Here is a 20,600-nt window from a genome sequence, read left to right as displayed (position 1 = left end):
GACTGTTGCCAGCACCAAGAATTACAACATCAACTCTTCGAAATTCGTGAAGGGTGCGCGTGTAACCGGGGAAGACAACTACCCGGTCATCATTTTTCCGCTGGGCATCCCTAACATGAAGACAGCGATGGATAACGCTATCCAGAAGGATAAGTGCGCCGTGGGCCTTTCGGATGTGGTGATGAGCCAACTCAATCACTCTTTCCTGGTGGGTTCAATCGGTTACCGGGTGGAAGGTGATCTGATTATTGACACTACCCGCACTGGCTGTGAGGCCCGCACCTAAGGTTGCCCGGTTTAAGCTGCCAGCGCCTTTTCAGTGCAAGCCCGCCGAGGTGGCGGGCTTGCAGAGATGGCAGTTTAAATGCTCATGCGTTCAATCTTCGACGTGTTGCCCAACAGATCGAGCGGATTGCCCCAGGGCCGCGATAGGCTGGGGGACTTGACCGGATTCTACTACGGAGCGGCCAATGATCTCAGATCCGACCATGCTGATGTGGCCGCTGTCAAAGTAGAGAAGCGTGTCTTTGTCGTAAGCCGAGCACGTTCCGTTTTTGCAGATTTGCGGCCGAACATCGAACGTGGTTACGTTGGCGTACTGGCTTGCGAGTTCCTTGAGGTAGAGGTTGACTTCGCTTTCGCCTTGATCGGGAGTCATCGCGGTTGCTGGACAGTTCATTCCTGGGATGCGAATGGCTTTTGCCGTACACATGCGGTCCAGGCCTACGAATACGGGGACATTCAGGGCAATGATCACCTGATTGTGGTTGCCGGCCAGTTCAGCGATGGTATCGGCGAACTTCTCCTTCCCGCCTTTCACGGCATAGGCTGCCCATGATGCTCCGAGGATTACGGTTCTATAGTTCTTGGACTCGGCGAACGCTCGCTCATTGAAATCATTGCAGGACTTGGCGCGATCCGGACCAAGAAGGCCTTTCGTATCCCGCACCGGAGGGCACGACGAATGAGAGATATTTCGGATGGAGAAGTGCGCGTTTTCTCCTACAGCCTTCAGATACCCAACGTAATGCGCTGCGTTTGAGTCGCCCCAAAGCAGTGTTTGCGCAGGCACTGTCTTATCACCATTGACGCACTGATCCTCGGTCCATTTTTTCGGATCGTACTGCATCATCTGGCAGTTGAATGGGAACCGGCTCGCAGGTTTCGTGTTGTAGTCGTGTAAAGAGATTTCTCTCTTGTATGCGGCGCCTGCAGCGGTTGGCCAATAACCATTGTTCTTCACCAAGACGTATCCCAGTACCATCACACCCGCGCTGGTCGCAATGATCGGCCCAGCCTTGGTGATCAGCCACATTGGAGTGCGAGCCCTGAAAGGCGTCTCTATCAGGTGATACGAGATGAGGGTGAGTAGGCACATCAGCAGTGCGCAGGCGATGCCACCTGACAGCGTCGGCTCACCGTATGCGTAACGGTAGAACGCCAGAACAGGCCAGTGCCAGAGGTAAAGCGAGAATGAACGCAGCCCCACATAACGGGCGACTGGGTTCCCAAAAATTCTGGATAGAAGGTTTCTTTGGTTAGTGCCTGAAAGGATCAGCAGTGCCGCGCCCAGGGACGGAATAATCGACCGAACGCCAGGGAAACCATTCTTCTCGTCAAGATAGAGAATCGATCCGGCAACCATGGCCAGGCCCACTGCACCTGCCACGTTGGCAGCGGAGGCAGGGATGCGTCGCGAGTCCTGCCACAGGAACAGAAGAGCACCGACCAGAAGTTCGCCTGCCCTGGAAGGCAGCATGTAATAAGCGAACGAGGGGTCGCGAGCCAGGAAGTACTCACTCACCGCGAAGGAACCGATAGCGAGAATGACGCCCGTTGCCACCAGCAGGCGCTTACCTCCGACCTTCATGGCGATGATCATCAACGCCGGCCATATCAGATAGAACTGCTCTTCAACGCCGAGCGACCACATATGCAGCAGTGGCACGGTGTCGGACGAAGCGGCGAAGTAACCCGTGTCCAAGAAGAGCCAATAGTAGATGTTAGCTGCAGAAAGGGTAGCGCCGATCGCCGACTCCGAAAGAGACTTGACGTCGGCAGGCAAGAGTAAGAACGAGCCAGCGATTAATGTGACGATTGTTACAAACGCAGCTGCAGGTAGGATCCGACGAACACGGCGACCGTAAAAATCAGCGAAAGAGAAGTTGGGCCCTTTTCCGTAGATGATCCCTGTGATCAGGAAGCCGGAAATGACGAAAAAAACGTCAACGCCGACGAAGCCGCCAGGGAGCCATTGCTTGTTGAAATGGAAAATTGTGACAGCCAAAACGGCCAGAGCCCTGAGCCCGTCTATGTCCGGTCGATAGGCCAAGTGTTTGCCTTGCATTTCTGAATTCCCTGTCATGGGGGCTGAATAAACGGCGGATGATACCTTTTTGCCTGCATTCGCGGGCAATTTTGTGCTTGGTGAAATCGGCGACGGATGTGCCCTGTCTATCTCCATAAATCGCGAGGCGAGGCGACATTTCCTGCAATCGGCAAGTCGTTTTCCAGCATCGTGTCGAATGGCTAGACAGTATGGCGGATGAGTTAATCAATCGGTGTTGCCGTCATCGCTTCCTTCGACGCAGCCATTCATCTGCAACGTCGCCCAGTGTTACGGGCTCGCCGCTCTTGATCCAGGCCATGAAGGTGCGATCGAACTTGAAGCCATCGCCGCACTCGCCGACCATGAACTGCCGGACCTTCTGCGTGTTGCGGTAGTTCTTGTCCAGCGGGGTTGCACGGGTGATCGGCCCTGCGTGCCAGTCAAAACTCATTCCCTGCTCCTTGGGTGGCGAAGTCGCCCGTAGCCTAGCACTGCTCGTGCTGCAGAACACTGACGGTATAAGCACCCTCTGAAATTTTTAAGTAGCGCTTATGTTGCCGGAGGAGGAGTATCGATGGCTTCCCGGCGCAATGTCGGAGGGGGTCACCTCAATGGATCGCAAGCCCAGCAATCAGGAAGTCGCAGTGGCGATCGGCATAAGCGAAGCGGAAGTTCTACGATACCGAAGCGATACGTTGTTGCTCGGCGACGGCTCATGGCTGATCCACTTCACCTTCGTGATGCCCAAAGAGCTTCGGTTCGGCTTGACCGGGAGCTTTTCCCACATCTTGAAAGCGCCGCCGCCTTCCGGTGACCGGCGGATGGAGGCTCTTTAACTGCCGGCACCTGGGGGCGGGCAGGGGAATTCACCCCGTCAGTGACAGATGCGGCGTATAGTGACAAACGAGTTGCTGCATTCCAGTGACTTCCCTATCGAGGTTCAGTCATGAATGCCTCCCATCAGTCCCCCACGCACAAAGCCCACCAGCGGCTCGACGAGCAGATCAAAGCGTTCCTCTCAAAAGGCGGATCCATCCAGGAGGTGGCTTCCGGTATTGGCGCTTCCGATCGTGTCGGCCCCAGGCAGCCTTCGGCCAGGTGGTCCAATTCGAAGGGCTAGGCCTTGCGTTTGAGACGTTAAAGGAAAACCGGCCAGTGGCCGGTTTTTTTGTGGGCTTTCAGCTGTCTGCTGATGGACGTGTGGGGAAATGCTGAGGATACAGCGCCCTGTCCACCTCCAGCTTCTCAGCGTCGCCAATACGCTTGCGCACTTCGGCGTAGAACTGCTGGCTCTGATTTTGGAACCTGATGAAGTCGCGGTCGCACTCCGCCTGCGCGGCCATCAGCTCCAGGCCGGCAAGCCCCTGGGTGGACTTGCGCGACAGGACATAGGCCTGCCAAGCGTTTTCAACCTTCAGCAGCCCTCTAGCGAACGCTTTTGTCTCGATTGTCGCCATTGGAACACCCTCTTTGAGCCAAATAGGCTCGTCGGTGTGGATCGCCAGAGCGACGATGGGCAAGCGTGTGGGAGCGCCGATTACCAAGGCATCGGATAGCTGAGCTTAGCGTGTTTTCTGGGTGACGCCGCTTAGTGGTTGGCGCGAGGGAAGGGCTAGATCCAACATGGGGTCAGGCAATTTTCAAGCGACAAAAGAAAAGCCCGCCGACAATCGGCGGGCTAAAGAACGTACGGAGCAAGGCCAGTGTGCCAAGCAGGTTGTCGATAATATGTGAAGAGGGTGTCATACGGCTGTCGTTTGCTGCGGGTATTCAAGCCAGGTGCTTCCCTGCCATTAACAAACCCCCCGCGCAAAAAAAACCCGCCATTGAATGGCGGGTAAGGAACGCTTGAAGGGAGAGCCTGCAGACTGCCCGCGCCCGGTTAACCCAGCATTAAGCGGCCATCCATTGACCTTGCCCACTGTTCAGCCTATATAGGCCTCCCGCCAATCCAGGAGCCAGCATGCGCGACGAAGACGACCTGCACGAACCCGAGCATGACCACCTGCTCGACCACGAATTCCTCTACGACGACATCGAGCACGAGGCTGACGCCCAGGGCGTGCTAGACGAAGTAGAAGAAGATGAGGAAACGCTGGATGACCTCGATGACGAGGACCGTGACCACCCAGCCTGGTACGACGACTGCGAAGACGATTGAGTCAACGGCGGTCCAGCGAGAAACGCCCGGGGCCGCTCACTGCCAGCAACAGCAAGCCGCCAATGATGCTCAGGTTTTTCAAGAACTGAGTCATGTTGGCGCTGCGTTCGGGGTCGACCATGTTCCAGAATGGATGGCCGATCAGCGCGGTGCCCAGCACGAAGAGTGCGAACAGAAAGGCCAGTGGGCGGGTATAGAACCCCAGAATCAGCACGATGGCGACAAAGAACTCCATCACCACCGCAACTGCTGCGGCAAGCATTGGGGCAGGTGCGCCTAGTGAGGTCATGTAGCTGACCGTACCTTCAAAACCGGTCAGTTTGGCCCAGCCGGATACAACAAACAGAATCATCAACAGTATGCGGGCAATCAGGATGATGACGTCGCGTTGACCATCGAACAGGGAGTAGCGCATGGCGGCGTTCCAGTGGACGGGGACAAACTCCACTCTAGCAGTTGCGCCGGGAATTTCCGCAGGACGAAAAAAGGCGCCACAAGGGCGCCTTTTCGAAGGAATTTGGTGCGAGTGGCGGGACTCGAACCCGCAAGGCTCACGCCGACAGATTTTAAGTCTGCTGTGTATACCAATTCCACCACACTCGCACTTGAATGGGTCTGAGCGACCGGCATGCTTCTAAGTCAATGCTTTTAAGTAGAAGTGCCTTACATTCAAGCGCGCTTTATAACCCATTGTTATAGTTGAGTCAACCGCAGCACCTATGATCAAGGGTGTGAAGGGGTGCTCGAATGGGTGATTGACACCTTGCTGTCATTACGCCAGTGTTGCCCCCTCATTTGGATCCAATGGTTGTGAATCGATGACTCGGGCCAGTTCGTCCGATGCTAGTGGTCGTGTGGTGCGCCCGCGGTTTATATGGCGTCTGTTGTTCGCCCTGGTGACACTGCTGGGGGCGTTTCTCTATGTGAGCCTCATCAGCCTCGGCGGTTATTTGCTGATGCTAGGGTTCGACGCCGAGCACCCGCAACCCCAACGCATGATGGCTTTGGCGGGCGGCGGCGGCATTCTGCTGGTGGGCCTGTGGCTGCTCAAGGTGGCGCTGCCGCGGCGAGTGAGCCCTGTACTGGTCGACCGTGACCGCTGACAATCAGTTGCCACAGGGCGAACGCAGGGTGACACTGCTGGTTAGGCCTATTTTCTCCCTCCCGCTGTGCCTGTGGAGTTTGCATGGTTTCAGCTGATTGCCTCGATCACCCCGTCATGCCCGCTCACCGCTATGAACAGCTGGTTCAGTCGGTGGTGGACTACGCCATCTACATGCTCGACCCGGATGGGCGCGTGGTTTCCTGGAACGCTGGCGCCGAACGGATCAAGGGCTACCGCGCCGATGAAGTGGTCGGTCGGCATTTCTCGTTGTTCTTCACCCCTCAGGATTGTGCCGAAGGGCGCCCCGAACGCCTGCTGCGTCAAGCGCTGGAACAGGGGGTGGCGCAGGATGAGGGCTGGCGCGTGCGCAAGGACGGCTCGCAATTCTGGGCGCTGGCCGCGCTGGACGTGATCCGTGACGATCTTGGGCAGATCGTCGGCCTGGCCAAGGTTACCCGGGATATCACTGACCGGCGCGATTCTGCGCTGCAGCTCGATGCTGTGCGTGCCCAGCTGTTCCAGGCGCAGAAGCTCGAAGCCCTTGGTCAACTGACCGGTGGGCTGGCGCATGATTTCAACAACATGCTGACCATTATCCTGAGTTCGGCACGGCTGGCCATGAACGCTCAGGATCCGGCGCGTATCCAGCGAATGCTGCAACACATTGTCGACGCCGGGCAACGGGGTACCGAACTGACCCAGCAACTGCTCAGTTTTGCCCGCCACCGCAAACTCGCTGTCACTCGCATTGCGCCCCTGGAGTTGATCACCGCTACCCGTGGGCTGCTGGAGCATTCGCTGCCCAGCGACATTGATCTGGAGCATCACCTGTCACCGAACCTGCCATCGATAGAAGTGGATGCGGGGCAGTTGCAGATGGTGCTGCTGAACCTATTGTTCAATGCCCGCGATGCCATCGAGGGCAGTGGCCATATCCGTATGGCGGCCAAGGTTGTAGAGCTAGCCGGTGAATTGGAGGGGTTGCATGGCAGCTTCGTGTGCTTCGAGGTGCAGGACAGCGGAAGCGGGATCGCCCCTGACGTGCTGCCACGCATTTTCGAGCCGTTCTTCACCACCAAGGCATTCGGCAAGGGCACCGGCCTGGGGCTCAGCCAGGTCTATGGCTTCGCCAAGCAGAGCAATGGCGCCATCAGCGTCGACAGCGTGCTCGGCAAGGGCACCTGCATGCGTCTTTATTTACCCACGTCTGACCCACAAGCAGATCGCCAACTCGACAGGTAGAAACCATGGCACAGGCACTCAAGCGGCTGGTGACGGGGATCGAGGGGCTCGATGCGCTGCTCAGGGGTGGGCTGGTGGCGGGGGCGTCCTACGTCATTCAAGGCCCACCTGGCGCGGGTAAAACCATCCTGGCGAATCAGTTGGCCTGTTACCACGTGCAGGCGGGTGGAAGGGTGCTGGTGGCGACGCTGCTCAGTGAATCTCACGAGCGGCTGTTCCAGTACCTGGGCACCCTTGATTTTTTCGACCCGAGCCTGGTCGGCGACCAGATCCAGTTCGTCAGTGCCTTCGACGCCCTCGAGCAGGAAGGGCTCGATGCCGTGGTCAAGTTGCTGCGCCAGGAGATCGGCCGCCAGCAGGCCAGCCTGCTAATCGTGGACGGGGTGCTCAATGCCCGCGTGCGTGCGCAGACGCACCTGGACACGAAAAAATTCGTCTCGGAACTGCAAGGCCACGCAGCCTTTGCCGGCTGCACCGTGTTGCTGTTGACCAGTGCACGGCTGGACGAAGGCAGCCCGGAACACACGATGGTCGATGGGGTGATCGAGCTGGGCGAGCAACTGGTCGGCAGCCGTGCCGTACGCCACATTCAGTTGCGCAAGACGCGTGGCAGCGCAGCCTTGTCGGGCCGCCACGAATGCCAGATCGATGAAGCGGGCATGCATGTGTTTCCGCGGCTGGAGTCGCTGCTCGGTCACCCCAGCCAGACAGGCAACGCCACGCTGAGCCGTGTCACTTCTGGCATCATGAGCCTGGATGAAATGTGCGGTGGCGGGCTGGCCGCAGGCTCGGCCAGCCTGTTGATGGGGCCGTCCGGTATCGGCAAGACATCCCTGGGCCTGGCATTTCTGGGCGCGTGTACCGCGCAGGCGCCAGGGGTGCACTTCGGCTTCTACGAAACGCCCCAACGCTTGCGCCTCAAAGCGGCGTCGCTAGGCTACGATTTTGCCGCACTTGAGCGTGAAGGTGCCCTGCAGTTGTGCTGGCAGCCCACCACGGAGGGTTTACTGGACCAGGTTGGCGCGCGCTTGCTCGAACGTGTCGAGGCGCAAGGCAGCAAGCGTGTGGTGATCGACAGCCTGGGTGCCTTCAGCCGCCTGGCGATCGACCCGGCGCGGCTCAACGCGTTTTTCCGCGCCTTGACTGCTGAGCTGCGAGCACGTGAAGTCAGTGTGCTGTTGACCTGGGAAATGCGTGACATCTTCGGGTCGGAAATCACTGCGCCAGCAGCGGACCTTTCGAGCATCGTCGACAACCTGATGTTGATGCGCTTCGTCGAGCAGCAGTCGCAGCTGCGGCGCATGCTGTCGATCCTCAAGGTGCGTGACAGCCACCATGACCCTGCGTTGCACGAGCTGCTGCTCGGCCCCCAGGGCATCACCTTGCGCAAGGCCTTCGAGGGCGCCAGCGGCGTGCTCTCCGGGACCCCTGTGCCGCAAGGGAGCGGGTGACGGGCCCTCTGATGAACACCATTCTGATCGTCGATGACGAATACCTGATCGCCGACATCCTCGGCTTCGCCCTGGAGGATGAAGGTTATCTGGTGGAGAAGGCGAGCAATGGCCTCAAGGCCCTGGAAGCGCTCAAGGAAAAACGCGTCGAGCTGGTGATCACCGACTACATGATGCCCCTGCTCAATGGCGAAGAGCTGGTGCGCTCGATGCGCGATGAGCTGCACCTGAGCGACCTGCCGGTCATCTTGATGAGCGGTGGCCAGGTTAGCCAGGCCAGCCACGGGTGCCCGGAACTGTTCGCCGCGGTATTCGACAAACCCTTCGATATGGACAGGATGATCGCCAAGGTGCGCGAACTGCTGGGCACCTGAGGCACAGTCGATCAAGCGCGTCCGTGCGGCTTGAGGCGGGGCCGCTCAGTGCGAGTCGTCGTGTTTTTCCGGGGCCGGGTTGCCAGCCTGGATACGCTTGAAGATCTCTTCGCGGTGCACCTGGACATCTTTCGGTGCGTCGATACCAATCCTCACCTGCATCCCTTTGACGCCCAGAATGGTGACTTTGATGTCATCGTTGATGACGATGCTTTCGCCAACCTTACGGGTGAGTATCAGCATGTAGTTCTCCTTGGTAATGTTGAAATCCGTCGGGCTATTTGCCGCGGCGGTGGGAGCCAGTCCCTCTTCCTTCTCATTAAAGACGCTTTCGGCGGATAGGAATTCCCCGACAGACAAATTCTGTTGCGTGTCTTCAGTTGCAGGCGCCGATAGTTACCGCAAGCGGATTGTCGGCGAAGGTGCTCGGTGGCAAGAATAGGGGGGTTCAGCCCGTATGGGAAATTTCTCTGCATCATGGCCTAAATAGACAGTGTCAATGATCGTACTGTTCCTCTAGTGCCTGAAGAAATAACAGCAACGCGACTTCCTCCGGGTCCAGGCCCTTGCGGTTACGCTTGCGCGGCAAACTGGCCAGCCGCCCGAGGGCAAAGTGTTCCAGCACCGCCGGGTGGATGTAGCAGCGTCGGCACACGGCCGGGGTATTTCCCAGGCGTGTGGCGACCTGTTTGACGATGGCCGCGACCTGGCGCTTCGCTTCGCTTTCCGGCTCCCATGCCAGCGGCCTGAGCAGGTCCAGCGCCAGGCTGCTGCCGGCCCAGGTGCGGTAGTCCTTGGCGGTGAAGTCGGCGCCAGTGAGTTCCTGCAAAAACTGGTTGATCTCGCTGGAGCCGACGCTGCGGCGTTGGCCGTCTTCGTCCAGGTACTGGAACAGCGCCTGGCCCGGCAGCTCCATGCAACGCTTGAGCAGGTTTGCCAGGCGCCGGTCATGCAAGGTGACGTCGTGCTCGACGCCGCGCTTGCCGCGGAACTGGAAGCGGATGGTGCCGCCTTGCACCTTGACGTGGCGGTTGCGCAGTGTGGTCAGCCCGTATGACTGGTTGTCGCGCAGGTAACGCTGGTTGCCGATGCGGATCAGGGTGTGGTCCAGCAGGCTCACCACCAGTGCCATGACCTTTTCCCGGTCCAGGCCCGGGCGGGCCAGGTGCGTTTCCAGTTGCAGGCGCAGTTTCGGCAGTGCCTGAGCAAAGGCCAGCATGCGCCCGTATTTGTGCTGGTCACGCAGTTCGCGCCATTGCTCATGGTAGCGGTACTGCTTGCGGCCACGGGCGTCGCGGCCAGTGGCTTGCAGGTGACCCTGCGGGTCGGCGCAGATCCACACTTCGCTGTACGCCGGCGGAATCACCAGCGCGGCGATGCGCGCGAGGGTGTCGGCGTCGCGCACCCGTTGCCCCTCGGCGTCAAAGTAGATGAAGCGGTCGCGCCAGCGCCGCCGGCTCAGGCCCGGTTGGCTGTCGTCAACGTAATGCAAGGTGCGGGGCAGGGGGCAGTCGAGCATTGGCGGCAGGCCTCGATCAGGTCACTGATCAATGGACAACGGCCGCGTGGTGGTTGCTCAGCCCAACAATGCCACCGACTTGATCTGGGCAAACAGTGCCTGGCCCGGGTGCAGGCCCAACTGGTCTGCCGAATAGCGAGTGATACGCGCCAGCAAGGCATTGCCGCCGGCATCCAGGCTGACCAGGACATGGGCCGGGTTGTCTGCCGGGCGGCTTTCACGCACCCGCACCGGCAACCGATTGAGGATGCTCGAGGCGCTGTCTGCGGCCAGGGCCAGGCTTACATCGCGGGCCTGAACCTTGACCCGCAGGGTACTGCCCATGACATGCGCAGGGTGGGCGATGCGCAAGAGTGGCGCGCTACTGCCGGGCAGGCGTAGGTCGAGCAGATCGTAATGAGGGTCATGACCGACCACCAGGCCTTCGAACACCACCCCGGCGTCCTCGCCCTGGGCCAATGAAAGGTCGAGGCGCGCCAGCGTTTCGCCGATCGGGCCGCTGGCCACGGCCTGGCCTTGCTCCAGCAACACCAGGTGGTCTGCCAGCCGCGCCACTTCGTCCTGGGCGTGGCTGACATACACCAGCGGGATGTCCAGTTCGTCATGCAGGCGCTCCAGGTACGGCAGAATCTCGCGCTTGCGCGGCCCGTCGAGGGCCGCCAGTGGCTCGTCCATCAGCAACAGCCGTGGGCTGCTGAGCAGCGCACGGGCAATGCCGACGCGCTGGGCCTCGCCGCCGGACAAGGTGGCCGGCCGGCGTGCCAGCAGGTGGCCGATGCCCAACAGTTGGCAGGCCTGATCGAGGCTGACCTTGCGCTTGCCCGGCGCAATTCGCCGCCAGCCGAACTCCAGGTTGCCGCGTACCGAGAGGTGCGGGAACAGGCTGGCTTCCTGGAATACGTAGCCCACCGGTCGCAGATGCGGCGCCTGGAAATAGCCGCGCGCGCTGTCTTCCCAGACCTCGCCGTTGACCTCGATATACGCGCTGGCAGCCCGCTCCAGCCCCGCCAGGCAACGCAGGCACGACGTCTTGCCCGAGCCGGAATGGCCGAACAGCGCGCTGATACCGCGCCCTGGCAGCAGCAGGTCGACATCCAGGGTAAAGTCGTCGCGCGCCAACGCCAGGCGCGCCACAATCGATCCAGTCATTTCAGCTCCAGCCAGCCTTGCCGCGGCGCCCAGCGTATAGCAATAGCAGCACCAGGAACGAGAACACCAGCATGGCACCGGCCAGCCAGTGGGCTTGCGAATATTCCATGGCCTCGACGTGATCGAAGATCTGCACCGAGACCACGCGGGTCTTGTCGGGGATGTTGCCGCCAATCATCAGCACCACGCCAAACTCGCCCACGGTATGGGCGAAACCCAGGATGCTCGCGGTGACGAAGCCGGGGCGGGCCAGCGGCAATACCACATGAACGAAGGTGTCCCAGGGGCTGGCACGCAGGGTGGCTGCAACTTCCAGTGGCCGTTGGCCGATAGCGCCAAAGGCATTTTGCAGCGGCTGCACAACAAACGGCATGGAGTAGATCACCGAGCCGATCACCAACCCCGTGAAGCTGAACACCACGCTACCCAGGCCTAGCGCCTGGGTAGCCTGGCCGAGCCAACCGTGCGGGCCGAGGGCGATCAGCAGGTAAAAGCCGATCACCGTCGGTGGCAGCACCAGCGGCAACGCCACCACGGCGCCCACCGGCCCGCGTAACCACGAACGCGTGCGCGCCAGCCACCAGGCGATGGGCGTACCGAGGACCAGCAGAATCAGGGTGGTCAAGCTGGCCAGTTTGATGGTCAGCCAGATTGCCCCCAGGTCACTGGCGTCCAGTGGCATCAGATTTCATAACCGTAGGACTTGATCACCGCTGCGGCTTTCGGGCCCTTCAGGTACTCGACCAGCGCCTTGGCGGCGGCATTGTCTTTGCCCTTGTTGAGGATCACGGCGTCCTGGCGGATGGGGTCGTGCAGCGCGGACGGCACCATCCAGGCCGAGCCGCTGGTTACCTTGCCGTCCTTGTAGATCTGCGACAGGGCAACGAAGCCCAGCTCGGCATTGCCGGTGGATACGAACTGGAAGGCCTGGGTGATGTTCTGGCCTTCGACGATCTTGCCCTTGGTGGCCTCGGTCAGGTTCAGTTTGTCCAGCACCTGCGTCGCGGCCAGGCCGTAAGGGGCGGCTTTAGGGTTGGCGATGGACAGGTGCTTGTAGGCGTTCTTTTTCAGCACTTCACCCTTAGCGTCCACGTAACCTTCCTTCGCCGACCACAGGGCCAGGGTGCCGATGGCGTAGGTGAAACGCGAACCGGGTACGATTTCGTTTTCTTGCTCGAGCTTGGCTGGGGTGCTGTCATCGGCGGCGAGGAACACTTCGAACGGCGCACCGTTCTTGATCTGTGCGTAGAACTGCCCGGTGGCACCGTAGGCTGCGACCAGCTTGTGGCCGGTGTCTTTCTCGAAGTCCTTGGCGATGGCCTGGATCGGTGCTGTGAAGTTGGCTGCGACCGCGACCTGGACCTCGTCGGCCAAGGCAGTGTTGAGGCAGATCAGGCTGGCCAGTGCAGTGGCGGCCAGGTGCAGTGGGCGGATACGCATGAAGACAGCTCCTTGGGGTTATCGTTATAGCGTGAACTATATAGCGATAGGCCATTGGCCGGGAAGAGGCCTAGAGGTAACTGTGTTGCAGGCGTTCACCCACCGTGTTCAGCGCCCGACCTGTTGCAGGGCCTTGTCGGCGATATCCCGGGTCAGCTCACCTGCCGGCAGGTGCCGTCCCAGGCGCAGGGCCTGGCCCGACCAGAGGTTGCTGAAGTCGCTGTTGCCCTGAGGGTCGGTGATTGCGCGCAGTGGCATCAGCGCACCACCCGCCAGCGGAAAGCGCGGTGCCAGCTCGCTCATCGGCCCCAGCTCGCGCATGACGCGGTTGATGATGCCCCGCGCCGGGCGGCCGGTGAACAGGTTGGTCAGTGCGGTTTCGCTGGCCGGCGCGGTGTCCAGAGCGTGGCGGTGAGCGGCAGAAACCTTGGCCTCAGGGCAGAACAGGTAGGCCGTGCCGATCTGCACGGCCGACGCGCCGAGGGCCAGGGCCGCGACCAGGCCGCGGTGGTCGCCGATGCCGCCGGCTGCAATCACCGGCACCTTGACCGCATCGGCAATCTGCGGCACCAGGGCGAACGTGCCAATCTGGCTGGTGATGTCTTCGCTGAGGAACATGCCGCGATGGCCGCCGGCTTCATAGCCCATGGCGATGATCGCGTCGCAGCCGTGGCGTTCCAGCCACACCGCTTCTGCCACCGTGGTGGCGCTGGACAGCACCTTGGCGCCGGTTGCCTTGACCCTCTGCAGCAGCTGCGGCGCGGGCAGGCCGAAATGGAAACTCACCACTTCAGGGCGCAGTCGCTCGACCAGTTGGCAGCTTTGCTCATCGAAAGGCGCACGGTTGGAGACCGGGGTGGGGGCCTGGAAGTCGGCACCCACTTCGCTGTAGTAAGGCTTCAGGGCCTGCTTCCAGCGCGCATCGCGCTCGGCATCGGGCAGCGGTGGCTGGTGGCAGAAGAAGTTCAGGTTCAGCGGGCGCCCAGGGCAGGCGGCGCGAAATGCCGCGATCTCTTCAGCGATCTGCGCGGCGGTGAGCATGGCGCAGGGCAGCGCACCGAGGCCGCCCGCAGCGCCCACGGCAATGGCCATGGCCGAGCCGGTCGCACCGGCCATCGGCGCCTGGAGAATGGGCAGCTCGACGCCCAGCAGATCGAGGATGCGACGGTCAGGCCACTGGCTCATGCGATTCTCCTTGCGGGCAGCGTGATCGGTACGGCAGTGCACGTAGGGCGTTTACAGGGCCTTGCTGACCTGGATGTCGCTGATCTTCACGGCATCGTCGCCGTGGATCTTTTGCAGCGCTTGCAGGGCCTGCTCCACGGAAGCCTCGGGCATGAACGCGAATTCGAAGCGGCGCTCGCCGTCGAGTTTGTATTTGATGACGTACTTGATGGGCTGGGTCATGGCGGTCTTATCTGAGTTTCGACGACGAGCGACGGATGATCTTGATCTTGTGGGTCAAGGTCGGTTTGCGCGTTACCGAGATCGGGCGAGTGGTCACGGTATCGAGGGTGATGTTCCAGAAACCGGTACTTGGCACGGTGATCTTTGCCGGGAACTGGTCAAAGGCACCCCCATGGTAGGTGTGCCGACCGCCATTTTTGAAACTGCGGAAGTTGGCGTCGTTCATCAGGCGGATGTTGCAGCGCTGGGAGCACTCGATGACGACGATATCGTCTTCGTTCAGGTGCTCGCGCTGGTGTACGAATTTCATGTGATGCTCCGCAAGGTTTGGATCTGCAAAGGCGAAAGATACCACGATGTAGCGTTACACTGCCGCGCCTGTTGGCCAGGCGTAGATAAATCTGCCAAAGCAGGGAGCAAAATAGCCCGGCGGTGGTCGAACGGGATTCTTGAAAGGCAGAGGTGCTGCAAATGAAATGGATGGTAGCGGCGTTGTCCCTGACGCTGGGTGGCTGTGTCAGCGTTTCGGAGCTTGAACAATCGCGCGAAACAATGGATGTGATCTCTGGCAAGACGCCGCGTGAATACGCAGATTGCATCAAGCAGAAGCTGGCCGATACCCGTGATCCGTTGGTCGAGGAGCCGCGAGGCGATGGCCTGCGCCTGATCGTGCCGCAGAAGCTGACGTCCGGGGCCGGGCCTGCGGCGCTGGTCGATATCGACAAGCGTGGCAGCGGCAGCAGCATCAAACTGCGTGAGCGGTTGAACAACTTCCCGCTGCGCCTGGGCGACGTGCGCACGGCGACGACGCAGTGCATTTCTGGCCATTGATCTGGCGCAATTGATTCGCGGTTAAAAAGCCAATAACCCTCGCTTGGCGAGTCTGGCGTTGTTGCGATTTGCCTTACGGGACTAGTATCCATTTGCTTATGTTTTTTAAGCCTAAGCTTATAACAAAAGAAATGGAGATTCGTGATGACACCGTTGAGTCGAGTCGTGATCGGCAGCCTGCTGATCCTGGCCTGGCCCACGGCGCATGCCGCCGATGGCCAGAAAATCTTCACCCAGGGCGGGGCGAACCCCGCCGCCATGGCCTGCCTAGGTTGCCATGGGCCAGACGGCAAGGGCATTGCCGCCGCTGGGTTCCCCCGTTTGGCCGGGTTACCCGCCGGCTACCTGAGCAAACAGTTGCACGACTGGCGTGATGGCACCCGCAAGCAGCCGGTCATGGAACCGCTCGCGAAAGCCTTGAGCGACGATGAGATCAAAGCAGTCAGCGCCTACCTGGCCAGCCTCCCGGCCGAGCCTGCGGTTGACCTGCGCCGCCAGCAGATTGCCGATGACCCCACCACGCGCATGGCCCTGTACGGTGATTGGGGGCGACAGATACCCGGTTGTGTGCAATGCCACGGCCCTGGTGGCAGTGGTGTAGGTGAGCATTTTCCGCCCTTGGCAGGCCAGCCTGCGGCTTACCTGATGGCGCAGCTCAATGCCTGGCGCGACGGCAGCCGCAGCAATGACCCCAACCAACTGATGGTCGGCGTGGCCAAGGCCATGACCGATGACGAGGTCAAGGCCATTGCCGAGTTCTTCGCCCGCCCCGCCAGCCAGGAGGTCACGCCATGAAGCCCTTGATTCCCGCCGCGCTGCTGTTGGCCATGGGCAGTGCCCAGGCGGCCACGATCGCCATGGAAGACCAGTCGCAGTTGAAGGTGCCAGGCGTGCAGGCCGCGCCGCAGTTCGTGCCGCCCGCCGAAAGCGAGTTGCCGGACAATGCCTTTGGCAAGATGGTCCGCGAGGGCCATGCCTTGTTTGTCGATACCCGACGCAAGATGCCGGAAGCCGTGGGTAACGGTTTGAACTGCAGCAACTGCCACCTCGACCAGGGGCGGCTGGCACACTCCGCGCCGATGTGGGGCGCGTACCCGATGTACCCGGCCTATCGCAAGAAAAACGACAAGGTCAACACCTATGCCGAGCGCATCCAGGGGTGTTTCCAGTTCAGCATGAACGGCAAGCCACCGGCGGCAGACAGCCCGCAGATGACGGCGCTGTCGGTGTATGCCTACTGGTTGTCGACCAAGGCACCCACAGGCGTCGAGATCGCGGGTCGCGGCTACCCGGACGTGGCGCAACCCCAGGGTGGCTACGACTTCAAGCGCGGACAGCAGGTTTACCGTGAGCAATGTGCGATATGCCATGGTGACAACGGCGAAGGGCAGAAGGTGGCCGGTGAGTATGTGATGCCGCCGCTGTGGGGCAAGGACTCCTACAACTGGGGGGCCGGTATGCACCGGATCAACACGGCAGCGTCCTTCATCAAGTACAACATGCCACTGGGTAAACCGGGCAGCTTGAGCGATCAACAGGCCTGGGATGTGGCGGCGTGGATCAACCGCCACGAACGGCCGCAGGACCCGCGCTTGGTGGAGGGGTCTGTGGAGAAGACGCGGCTGAAGTTTCATGCCAATGACGGGGTGAACCTGTATGGCCAGCAAGTCGAGGGGGTGTTGATCGGGCAGGGAACGGGTAGCTGACGGGTTTGCTGCGCCGGCCGCGTTCTTTTGTCATCTGCCCGTCACCGCCCTGCAACCACCTTCGGGTTGGAATGACCGCCATCATCCTCAAGGAGCGCGGCCATGGAACTCTGTGTGATCGGGGCGGGGTATGTCGGCTTGGTAACGGCGGCCTGTTTTGCCGAAATGGGCAACCGGGTGACCTGCCTGGAGCGTGATCCGCAGCGCTTGATGCAGTTGCGCCAGGGCCAGAGCCCGATCCACGAGCCAGGCCTGCCGGCGCTCTTGCACAGCGGCATGCAGGCGGGCCGCCTGCTGTTCAGCGATGACTGGCAGCAGGCGCTGGCCAGTGCCGAGGTGGTGTTTATCGCCGTGGGCACGCCCAGCCAGGAGGACGGCTCGGCCGACCTGCAGCATGTGCTGGGCGTTGCCGACAGCCTGGGGCGCCACCTGACACGCCCAAGCCTGGTGGTGAACAAGTCGACAGTACCGGTGGGTACTGCAGAGCGGGTGGCCCGGCACATTGCAGTCGGTTTGCGCGCGCGTGGCGCAGGCTTTGCTGTCGAGGTGGCGAGCAACCCCGAGTTTCTCAAGGAGGGCAGCGCCATCGATGACTTCATGCGCCCCGACCGCATCATCATCGGCAGCGACAGTGCGGCGGCCGGCCAGTGCCTGCAGCGGCTGTATGCACCCTTTGTGCGTAACCGCGAACGCATCCTGTTGATGGCGCCCCGTGCCGCCGAGTTCAGCAAATACGCCGCCAACGCCTTTCTGGCCACCAAGATCTCCTTCATCAATGAGCTGGCCGGGCTTTGCGTACAGCTGGATGTGGACATCGAGCAGGTGCGCCGGGGCATCGGCAGTGATCGGCGCATCGGCAGCCATTTTATCTATGCCGGGTGTGGCTACGGCGGTTCGTGCTTCCCCAAGGATGTCCGGGCCCTGCTTCGCACTGCCGAGCAGCAGGGCTACCAGGCCGCGATTCTGCAGGCGGTGCAGGCACGCAACGACGAACAGAAGACCTTGCTGTTCAAGGCGTTGCACCAGCACTTTGGCGGCTTCATGCGTGGGCGCAGCGTCGCGCTCTGGGGGCTGGCCTTCAAACCCGGCACTGACGACCTTCGCGAGGCGCCCAGCCTGGTGCTGATCGATGCGTTGCTTGCGGCGGGGGCCCGGGTACAGGCCTGCGACCCGGTGGCACTTGGTGGCATGCAGGGGCGTTATCCGCAGGCCGTGACCAATGGTCAGTTGCGCCTGAGCGAAGACCCTTACGCCTGTGTCGAGGGCGCAGACGCCCTGGTGCTGGTGACCGAATGGAAGCAGTTTCGGCAGCCGGATTTCGTGCGTGTGCGGGGGCTTATGCGTATGCCAGTGCTATTTGATGGGCGCAATATTTACGATCCCCAGGAACTATCTACACTGGGTTATCTCTATCATGGCATCGGTCGGCCTCAGGCGGGGCATTGTAAGGTGACTGCCGCCTGATTAGACTGCGCCGAATTCCACAGGCCTAGCCTTTGTTTAAGGACGTATATGATCAAGAAATGCTTGTTCCCGGCCGCCGGTTACGGCACCCGCTTCCTGCCCGCTACCAAAGCCATGCCCAAGGAAATGCTGCCGGTGGTCAACAAGCCACTGATCCAGTATGGCGTTGAAGAAGCGCTGGATGCCGGCCTGAACGAGATCTCCATTGTGACCGGCCGTGGCAAGCGTGCCCTGGAAGACCACTTCGACATCAGCTACGAGCTGGAAAACCAGATCAAGGGCACCGACAAGGAAAAGTACCTGGTCGGTATCCGTCGTCTGCTCAACGAGTGCTCCTTCTCTTACACCCGTCAGACCGAAATGAAGGGCCTGGGCCACGCGATCCTCACCGGCCGCCCACTGATCGGTGACGAACCGTTCGCGGTGGTGCTGGCTGACGACCTGTGCGTCAACCCGGAAGGTGACGGTGTACTGACCCAGATGGTCAAACTGTTCAAGCAGTACCGCTGCTCGATCGTCGCCATCCAGGAAGTCGACCCGCAGGAAACCAACAAGTACGGTGTGATCGCCGGTGAGATGATCCGCGACGACATCTACCGTGTCACCAACATGGTCGAAAAGCCTGCACCGGAAGACGCGCCTTCGAACCTGGCGATCATCGGCCGCTACATCCTGACCCCGGACATCTTCGATATCATCGCCAATACCGAGCCTGGCAAAGGCGGCGAAATCCAGATCACTGACGCCCTGCTGCAGCAGGCCAAAGATGGCTGCGTGATTGCCTACAAGTTCAAGGGCAAGCGTTTCGACTGCGGTGGCGCCGAAGGCTACATCGACGCGACCAACTTCTGCTTCGAGAACTACTACAAGACTGGCAAGGCTTACTGATAAGCCCCGCTGGTCTGCAAGCCACCCCTCGGGGTGGCTTTTTTGTTTGCGGCGGCCAACGGCGGTATGCTGGGCGCCAGCCTAGGAGACTGAATAAATGGCCTACGATTTTGATCTGTTCGTGATTGGTGCCGGGTCCGGCGGTGTGCGCGCAGCGCGTTTTGCCGCGGGCTTCGGCGCGAAGGTGGCGGTAGCCGAAAGCCGCTACCTGGGCGGTACCTGCGTCAACGTCGGCTGCGTGCCGAAAAAACTGCTGGTGTATGGCGCGCATGTCGCCGACGAGCTGGAACAGGCTGCAGGCTTCGGCTGGACCCTGGAAGAAGGGCATTTCGACTGGGGCACCCTGATTGCCAACAAAAACCGGGAGATCGAGCGCCTCAACGGTATCTACCGCAACCTGCTGGTCAACAGCGGGGTGACCCTGTTGCAGGGCCATGCACGCCTGACCGGCGCCAACGAGGTGGAAGTCGACGGCCAGCGCTATACCGCCGAGCACATCCTCATCGCCACCGGCGGCTGGCCGCAGGTGCCGGACATCCCTGGCAAGGAACTGGCCATCACCTCCAACGAAGCGTTCTACCTCAAGGCGTTGCCGCGCCGCGTGCTGGTGGTGGGCGGTGGCTACATTGCCGTCGAGTTCGCTGGCATCTTCCAGGGCCTGGGTGCCGATACCAGCTTGCTGTACCGGGGCGATCTGTTCCTGCGCGGGTTTGACGGTTCGGTGCGCACGCACTTGAAGGAAGAGCTTGAGAAACGCGGCCTCGATCTGCAGTTCAACGCCGATATCCAGCGCATCGACCAGTTGGACGACGGCAGCCTCAAGGCCACCCTCAAGGATGGCCGCGAGCTGGTTGCCGACTGCGTGTTCTACGCCACCGGGCGGCGGCCGATGCTCGACAATTTGGGCCTGGAGAACACGGGCGTCGAGCTGGATGCACGGGGCTACATTCGCGTCGACGAGCAGTACCAGACCACAGCGCCGTCGATTCTGGCCATTGGCGATGTGATCGGTCGCGTGCAGCTCACCCCAGTGGCGCTGGCCGAAGGCATGGCCGTTGCGCGGCGTTTGTTCAAGCCCGAACAGTACCGTCCGGTGGACTACCAGAACATCCCCACTGCGGTGTTCAGCCAGCCGCCGATCGGCACCGTTGGCCTCACCGAGGAACAGGCGCTGGAGGCCGGCCATAAGGTGCAGATCTTCGAGAGCCGTTTCCGGGCCATGAAGCTGACCTTGACCGACATCCAGGAAAAGACCCTGATGAAGCTGGTGGTCGATGCCCAGACCGACAAGGTGCTGGGCTGCCACATGGTCGGGCCGGATGCCGGCGAGATCGTGCAGGGCCTGGGCATTGCGCTGAAGGCGGGCGCGACCAAGCAGCAGTTCGACGAGACCATCGGCGTTCACCCGACCGCAGCCGAAGAATTCGTCACGATGCGCACCGTCACCCGCTAAAAGCACCTCTGGCCTTTGTAGGAGCGGCCTTGCGTCGCGAAAGGGCTGCGCAGCGGCCCCAGGATCTGTGTTTCGACGCCG

The 20,600-nt window shown here is 61.1% G+C and carries 26 protein-coding genes and 1 tRNA gene; 14 read left to right on the top strand and 13 right to left on the bottom strand.

The genetic code is table 11. The annotated features are described in order from the left end of the window. Positions 1–286, top strand: a 286-nt coding sequence (locus NP534_RS17225) for a hypothetical protein (protein WP_274099497.1), incomplete at its 5' end; no start/stop codon positions are given. Between the two features lie 90 nt (positions 287–376). Here NP534_RS17225 and NP534_RS17220 read toward each other — a convergent pair. Both NP534_RS17220 and NP534_RS17215 read right to left on the bottom strand, forming a co-directional pair. Continuing rightward, positions 377–2,347 (bottom strand): acyltransferase family protein, encoded by a 1,971-nt coding sequence (locus NP534_RS17220; protein WP_274099496.1) that lies wholly within the window; start codon positions 2,345–2,347, stop codon positions 377–379. A gap of 223 nt (positions 2,348–2,570) precedes the next feature. After that, a complete protein-coding gene (locus NP534_RS17215) occupies positions 2,571–2,780 on the bottom strand; it encodes a DUF6434 domain-containing protein (RefSeq protein WP_274099495.1) in 210 nt (69 codons plus the stop codon). A gap of 160 nt (positions 2,781–2,940) precedes the next feature. Here NP534_RS17215 and NP534_RS17210 point away from each other — a divergent pair, with 160 nt between their 5' ends. Together NP534_RS17210 and NP534_RS26720 are read left to right on the top strand one after the other, a co-directional pair. After that, the gene (locus NP534_RS17210) at positions 2,941–3,165 is read left to right on the top strand and encodes a hypothetical protein (protein WP_274099494.1); all 225 of its coding nucleotides are present in this window, start codon (positions 2,941–2,943) and stop codon (positions 3,163–3,165) included. Positions 3,166–3,275: 110 nt separating this feature from the next. Further along, the gene (locus NP534_RS26720) at positions 3,276–3,449 is read left to right on the top strand and encodes a hypothetical protein (RefSeq protein WP_337994324.1); all 174 of its coding nucleotides are present in this window, start codon (positions 3,276–3,278) and stop codon (positions 3,447–3,449) included. 58 nt (positions 3,450–3,507) lie between these two features. On the opposite strand, the gene NP534_RS17205 is transcribed toward NP534_RS26720, so the two are convergent. Next, entirely contained in the window at positions 3,508–3,849 is a 342-nt protein-coding gene (locus tag NP534_RS17205; protein WP_274099493.1) for a hypothetical protein, read from the bottom strand. Positions 3,850–4,292: 443 nt separating this feature from the next. On the opposite strand from NP534_RS17205, the gene NP534_RS17200 reads away from it, so the two are divergent. Then, positions 4,293–4,490, top strand: a complete 198-nt coding sequence (locus NP534_RS17200; protein ID WP_274099492.1) for a hypothetical protein — start codon at positions 4,293–4,295, stop codon at positions 4,488–4,490. 1 nt (position 4,491) lies between these two features. Here the strand turns inward: NP534_RS17200 and NP534_RS17195 are convergent, their stop codons facing one another. Both NP534_RS17195 and NP534_RS17190 read right to left on the bottom strand, forming a co-directional pair. Then, positions 4,492–4,905, bottom strand: a complete 414-nt coding sequence (locus NP534_RS17195) for a DoxX family protein (RefSeq protein WP_033696831.1) — start codon at positions 4,903–4,905, stop codon at positions 4,492–4,494. A gap of 103 nt (positions 4,906–5,008) precedes the next feature. Beyond that, positions 5,009–5,093: transfer RNA gene (locus NP534_RS17190), tRNA-Leu, on the bottom strand. Positions 5,094–5,308: 215 nt separating this feature from the next. On the opposite strand from NP534_RS17190, the gene NP534_RS17185 reads away from it, so the two are divergent. The 4 genes from NP534_RS17185 (at position 5,309) to NP534_RS17170 (ending at position 8,662) form a co-directional block, all read left to right on the top strand. Beyond that, a complete protein-coding gene (locus NP534_RS17185; RefSeq protein ID WP_186663839.1) occupies positions 5,309–5,593 on the top strand; it encodes a hypothetical protein in 285 nt (94 codons plus the stop codon). An 83-nt stretch (positions 5,594–5,676) separates the two neighbouring features. Continuing rightward, positions 5,677–6,837, top strand: a complete 1,161-nt coding sequence (locus NP534_RS17180) for a two-component system sensor histidine kinase NtrB (protein ID WP_274099491.1) — start codon at positions 5,677–5,679, stop codon at positions 6,835–6,837. Positions 6,838–6,842: 5 nt separating this feature from the next. Next, entirely contained in the window at positions 6,843–8,288 is a 1,446-nt protein-coding gene (locus NP534_RS17175; protein WP_274099490.1) for an ATPase domain-containing protein, read from the top strand. Positions 8,289–8,299: 11 nt separating this feature from the next. Next, positions 8,300–8,662 carry a response regulator gene (locus NP534_RS17170; RefSeq protein ID WP_186660081.1) on the top strand — a complete coding sequence of 121 codons (363 nt, stop codon included), beginning with the start codon at positions 8,300–8,302 and terminating at the stop codon, positions 8,660–8,662. Between the two features lie 45 nt (positions 8,663–8,707). On the opposite strand, the gene csrA is transcribed toward NP534_RS17170, so the two are convergent. The 8 genes from csrA to NP534_RS17130 all read right to left on the bottom strand — a co-directional run bounded on the left by csrA (position 8,708) and on the right by NP534_RS17130 (position 14,487). Next, positions 8,708–8,905: a carbon storage regulator CsrA gene (gene csrA, locus NP534_RS17165; RefSeq protein ID WP_023381281.1), complete on the bottom strand. Its 198-nt coding sequence runs from the start codon at positions 8,903–8,905 to the stop codon at positions 8,708–8,710. Between the two features lie 253 nt (positions 8,906–9,158). Then, positions 9,159–10,181, bottom strand: coding sequence for a DNA topoisomerase IB (locus NP534_RS17160; protein WP_033696839.1), 1,023 nt, complete (start codon positions 10,179–10,181; stop codon positions 9,159–9,161). A gap of 57 nt (positions 10,182–10,238) precedes the next feature. Then, positions 10,239–11,330 (bottom strand): molybdenum ABC transporter ATP-binding protein, encoded by a 1,092-nt coding sequence (gene modC / locus NP534_RS17155; protein ID WP_274099489.1) that lies wholly within the window; start codon positions 11,328–11,330, stop codon positions 10,239–10,241. 1 nt (position 11,331) lies between these two features. Then, positions 11,332–12,012 carry a molybdate ABC transporter permease subunit gene (gene modB, locus NP534_RS17150; RefSeq protein ID WP_274099488.1) on the bottom strand — a complete coding sequence of 227 codons (681 nt, stop codon included), beginning with the start codon at positions 12,010–12,012 and terminating at the stop codon, positions 11,332–11,334. After that, entirely contained in the window at positions 12,012–12,770 is a 759-nt protein-coding gene (modA, locus tag NP534_RS17145; RefSeq protein ID WP_274099487.1) for a molybdate ABC transporter substrate-binding protein, read from the bottom strand. Before modA ends, modB begins: the two co-directional genes overlap by 1 nt. 108 nt (positions 12,771–12,878) lie before the next feature. Beyond that, positions 12,879–13,955 carry an NAD(P)H-dependent flavin oxidoreductase gene (locus NP534_RS17140; RefSeq protein WP_274099486.1) on the bottom strand — a complete coding sequence of 359 codons (1,077 nt, stop codon included), beginning with the start codon at positions 13,953–13,955 and terminating at the stop codon, positions 12,879–12,881. Positions 13,956–14,006: 51 nt separating this feature from the next. After that, a complete protein-coding gene (locus NP534_RS17135) occupies positions 14,007–14,177 on the bottom strand; it encodes a hypothetical protein (protein WP_274099485.1) in 171 nt (56 codons plus the stop codon). 7 nt (positions 14,178–14,184) lie between these two features. Continuing rightward, entirely contained in the window at positions 14,185–14,487 is a 303-nt protein-coding gene (locus NP534_RS17130; RefSeq protein ID WP_033696846.1) for a DUF1883 domain-containing protein, read from the bottom strand. A gap of 161 nt (positions 14,488–14,648) precedes the next feature. Between NP534_RS17130 and NP534_RS17125 the strand changes: the two genes are divergently transcribed. The 6 genes from NP534_RS17125 to gorA all read left to right on the top strand — a co-directional run bounded on the left by NP534_RS17125 (position 14,649) and on the right by gorA (position 20,519). Further along, positions 14,649–15,008, top strand: coding sequence for a hypothetical protein (locus tag NP534_RS17125; protein WP_033696847.1), 360 nt, complete (start codon positions 14,649–14,651; stop codon positions 15,006–15,008). A 144-nt stretch (positions 15,009–15,152) separates the two neighbouring features. Further along, on the top strand, positions 15,153–15,803 hold the full coding sequence (locus tag NP534_RS17120; protein WP_274099484.1) for a c-type cytochrome: 651 nt from the start codon (positions 15,153–15,155) through the stop codon (positions 15,801–15,803). Continuing rightward, positions 15,800–16,714: a c-type cytochrome gene (locus NP534_RS17115; protein ID WP_274099483.1), complete on the top strand. Its 915-nt coding sequence runs from the start codon at positions 15,800–15,802 to the stop codon at positions 16,712–16,714. The genes NP534_RS17120 and NP534_RS17115 overlap by 4 nt, the downstream gene beginning before the upstream one ends. Before the next feature lie 102 nt (positions 16,715–16,816). After that, on the top strand, positions 16,817–18,178 hold the full coding sequence (locus NP534_RS17110; protein WP_274099482.1) for a UDP-glucose dehydrogenase family protein: 1,362 nt from the start codon (positions 16,817–16,819) through the stop codon (positions 18,176–18,178). Positions 18,179–18,226: 48 nt separating this feature from the next. Next, a complete protein-coding gene (gene galU, locus NP534_RS17105; RefSeq protein ID WP_033696852.1) occupies positions 18,227–19,066 on the top strand; it encodes a UTP--glucose-1-phosphate uridylyltransferase GalU in 840 nt (279 codons plus the stop codon). A gap of 97 nt (positions 19,067–19,163) precedes the next feature. Further along, entirely contained in the window at positions 19,164–20,519 is a 1,356-nt protein-coding gene (gene gorA / locus NP534_RS17100; protein WP_274099481.1) for a glutathione-disulfide reductase, read from the top strand. The last annotated feature ends 81 nt before the right edge of the window (positions 20,520–20,600 follow it).

It is taken from the genome of Pseudomonas sp. 39004 (genome assembly GCF_028682155.1).
Taxonomy (GTDB): domain Bacteria; phylum Pseudomonadota; class Gammaproteobacteria; order Pseudomonadales; family Pseudomonadaceae; genus Aquipseudomonas; species Aquipseudomonas capeferrum.
This window is presented reverse-complemented; position numbering and strand designations above follow the sequence as displayed.

What these genes read in the sequence shown, in the direction of transcription:
- NP534_RS17220 (WP_274099496.1), bottom strand. Translation starts at nt 2,347, where the DNA reads ATGCAAGGCAAACACTTGGCCTATCGACCGGACATAGACGGGCTCAGG.
- NP534_RS17215 (WP_274099495.1), bottom strand. Translation starts at nt 2,780, where the DNA reads ATGAGTTTTGACTGGCACGCAGGGCCGATCACCCGTGCAACCCCGCTG.
- NP534_RS17210 (WP_274099494.1), top strand. Translation starts at nt 2,941, where the DNA reads ATGGATCGCAAGCCCAGCAATCAGGAAGTCGCAGTGGCGATCGGCATA.
- NP534_RS26720 (WP_337994324.1), top strand. Translation starts at nt 3,276, where the DNA reads ATGAATGCCTCCCATCAGTCCCCCACGCACAAAGCCCACCAGCGGCTC.
- NP534_RS17200 (WP_274099492.1), top strand. Translation starts at nt 4,293, where the DNA reads ATGCGCGACGAAGACGACCTGCACGAACCCGAGCATGACCACCTGCTC.
- NP534_RS17195 (WP_033696831.1), bottom strand. Translation starts at nt 4,905, where the DNA reads ATGCGCTACTCCCTGTTCGATGGTCAACGCGACGTCATCATCCTGATT.
- NP534_RS17185 (WP_186663839.1), top strand. Translation starts at nt 5,309, where the DNA reads ATGACTCGGGCCAGTTCGTCCGATGCTAGTGGTCGTGTGGTGCGCCCG.
- NP534_RS17180 (WP_274099491.1), top strand. Translation starts at nt 5,677, where the DNA reads ATGGTTTCAGCTGATTGCCTCGATCACCCCGTCATGCCCGCTCACCGC.
- NP534_RS17175 (WP_274099490.1), top strand. Translation starts at nt 6,843, where the DNA reads ATGGCACAGGCACTCAAGCGGCTGGTGACGGGGATCGAGGGGCTCGAT.
- NP534_RS17170 (WP_186660081.1), top strand. Translation starts at nt 8,300, where the DNA reads ATGAACACCATTCTGATCGTCGATGACGAATACCTGATCGCCGACATC.
- csrA (WP_023381281.1), bottom strand. Translation starts at nt 8,905, where the DNA reads ATGCTGATACTCACCCGTAAGGTTGGCGAAAGCATCGTCATCAACGAT.
- NP534_RS17160 (WP_033696839.1), bottom strand. Translation starts at nt 10,181, where the DNA reads ATGCTCGACTGCCCCCTGCCCCGCACCTTGCATTACGTTGACGACAGC.
- modC (WP_274099489.1), bottom strand. Translation starts at nt 11,330, where the DNA reads ATGACTGGATCGATTGTGGCGCGCCTGGCGTTGGCGCGCGACGACTTT.
- modB (WP_274099488.1), bottom strand. Translation starts at nt 12,012, where the DNA reads ATGCCACTGGACGCCAGTGACCTGGGGGCAATCTGGCTGACCATCAAA.
- modA (WP_274099487.1), bottom strand. Translation starts at nt 12,770, where the DNA reads ATGCGTATCCGCCCACTGCACCTGGCCGCCACTGCACTGGCCAGCCTG.
- NP534_RS17140 (WP_274099486.1), bottom strand. Translation starts at nt 13,955, where the DNA reads ATGAGCCAGTGGCCTGACCGTCGCATCCTCGATCTGCTGGGCGTCGAG.
- NP534_RS17135 (WP_274099485.1), bottom strand. Translation starts at nt 14,177, where the DNA reads ATGACCCAGCCCATCAAGTACGTCATCAAATACAAACTCGACGGCGAG.
- NP534_RS17130 (WP_033696846.1), bottom strand. Translation starts at nt 14,487, where the DNA reads ATGAAATTCGTACACCAGCGCGAGCACCTGAACGAAGACGATATCGTC.
- NP534_RS17125 (WP_033696847.1), top strand. Translation starts at nt 14,649, where the DNA reads ATGAAATGGATGGTAGCGGCGTTGTCCCTGACGCTGGGTGGCTGTGTC.
- NP534_RS17120 (WP_274099484.1), top strand. Translation starts at nt 15,153, where the DNA reads ATGACACCGTTGAGTCGAGTCGTGATCGGCAGCCTGCTGATCCTGGCC.
- NP534_RS17115 (WP_274099483.1), top strand. Translation starts at nt 15,800, where the DNA reads ATGAAGCCCTTGATTCCCGCCGCGCTGCTGTTGGCCATGGGCAGTGCC.
- NP534_RS17110 (WP_274099482.1), top strand. Translation starts at nt 16,817, where the DNA reads ATGGAACTCTGTGTGATCGGGGCGGGGTATGTCGGCTTGGTAACGGCG.
- galU (WP_033696852.1), top strand. Translation starts at nt 18,227, where the DNA reads ATGATCAAGAAATGCTTGTTCCCGGCCGCCGGTTACGGCACCCGCTTC.
- gorA (WP_274099481.1), top strand. Translation starts at nt 19,164, where the DNA reads ATGGCCTACGATTTTGATCTGTTCGTGATTGGTGCCGGGTCCGGCGGT.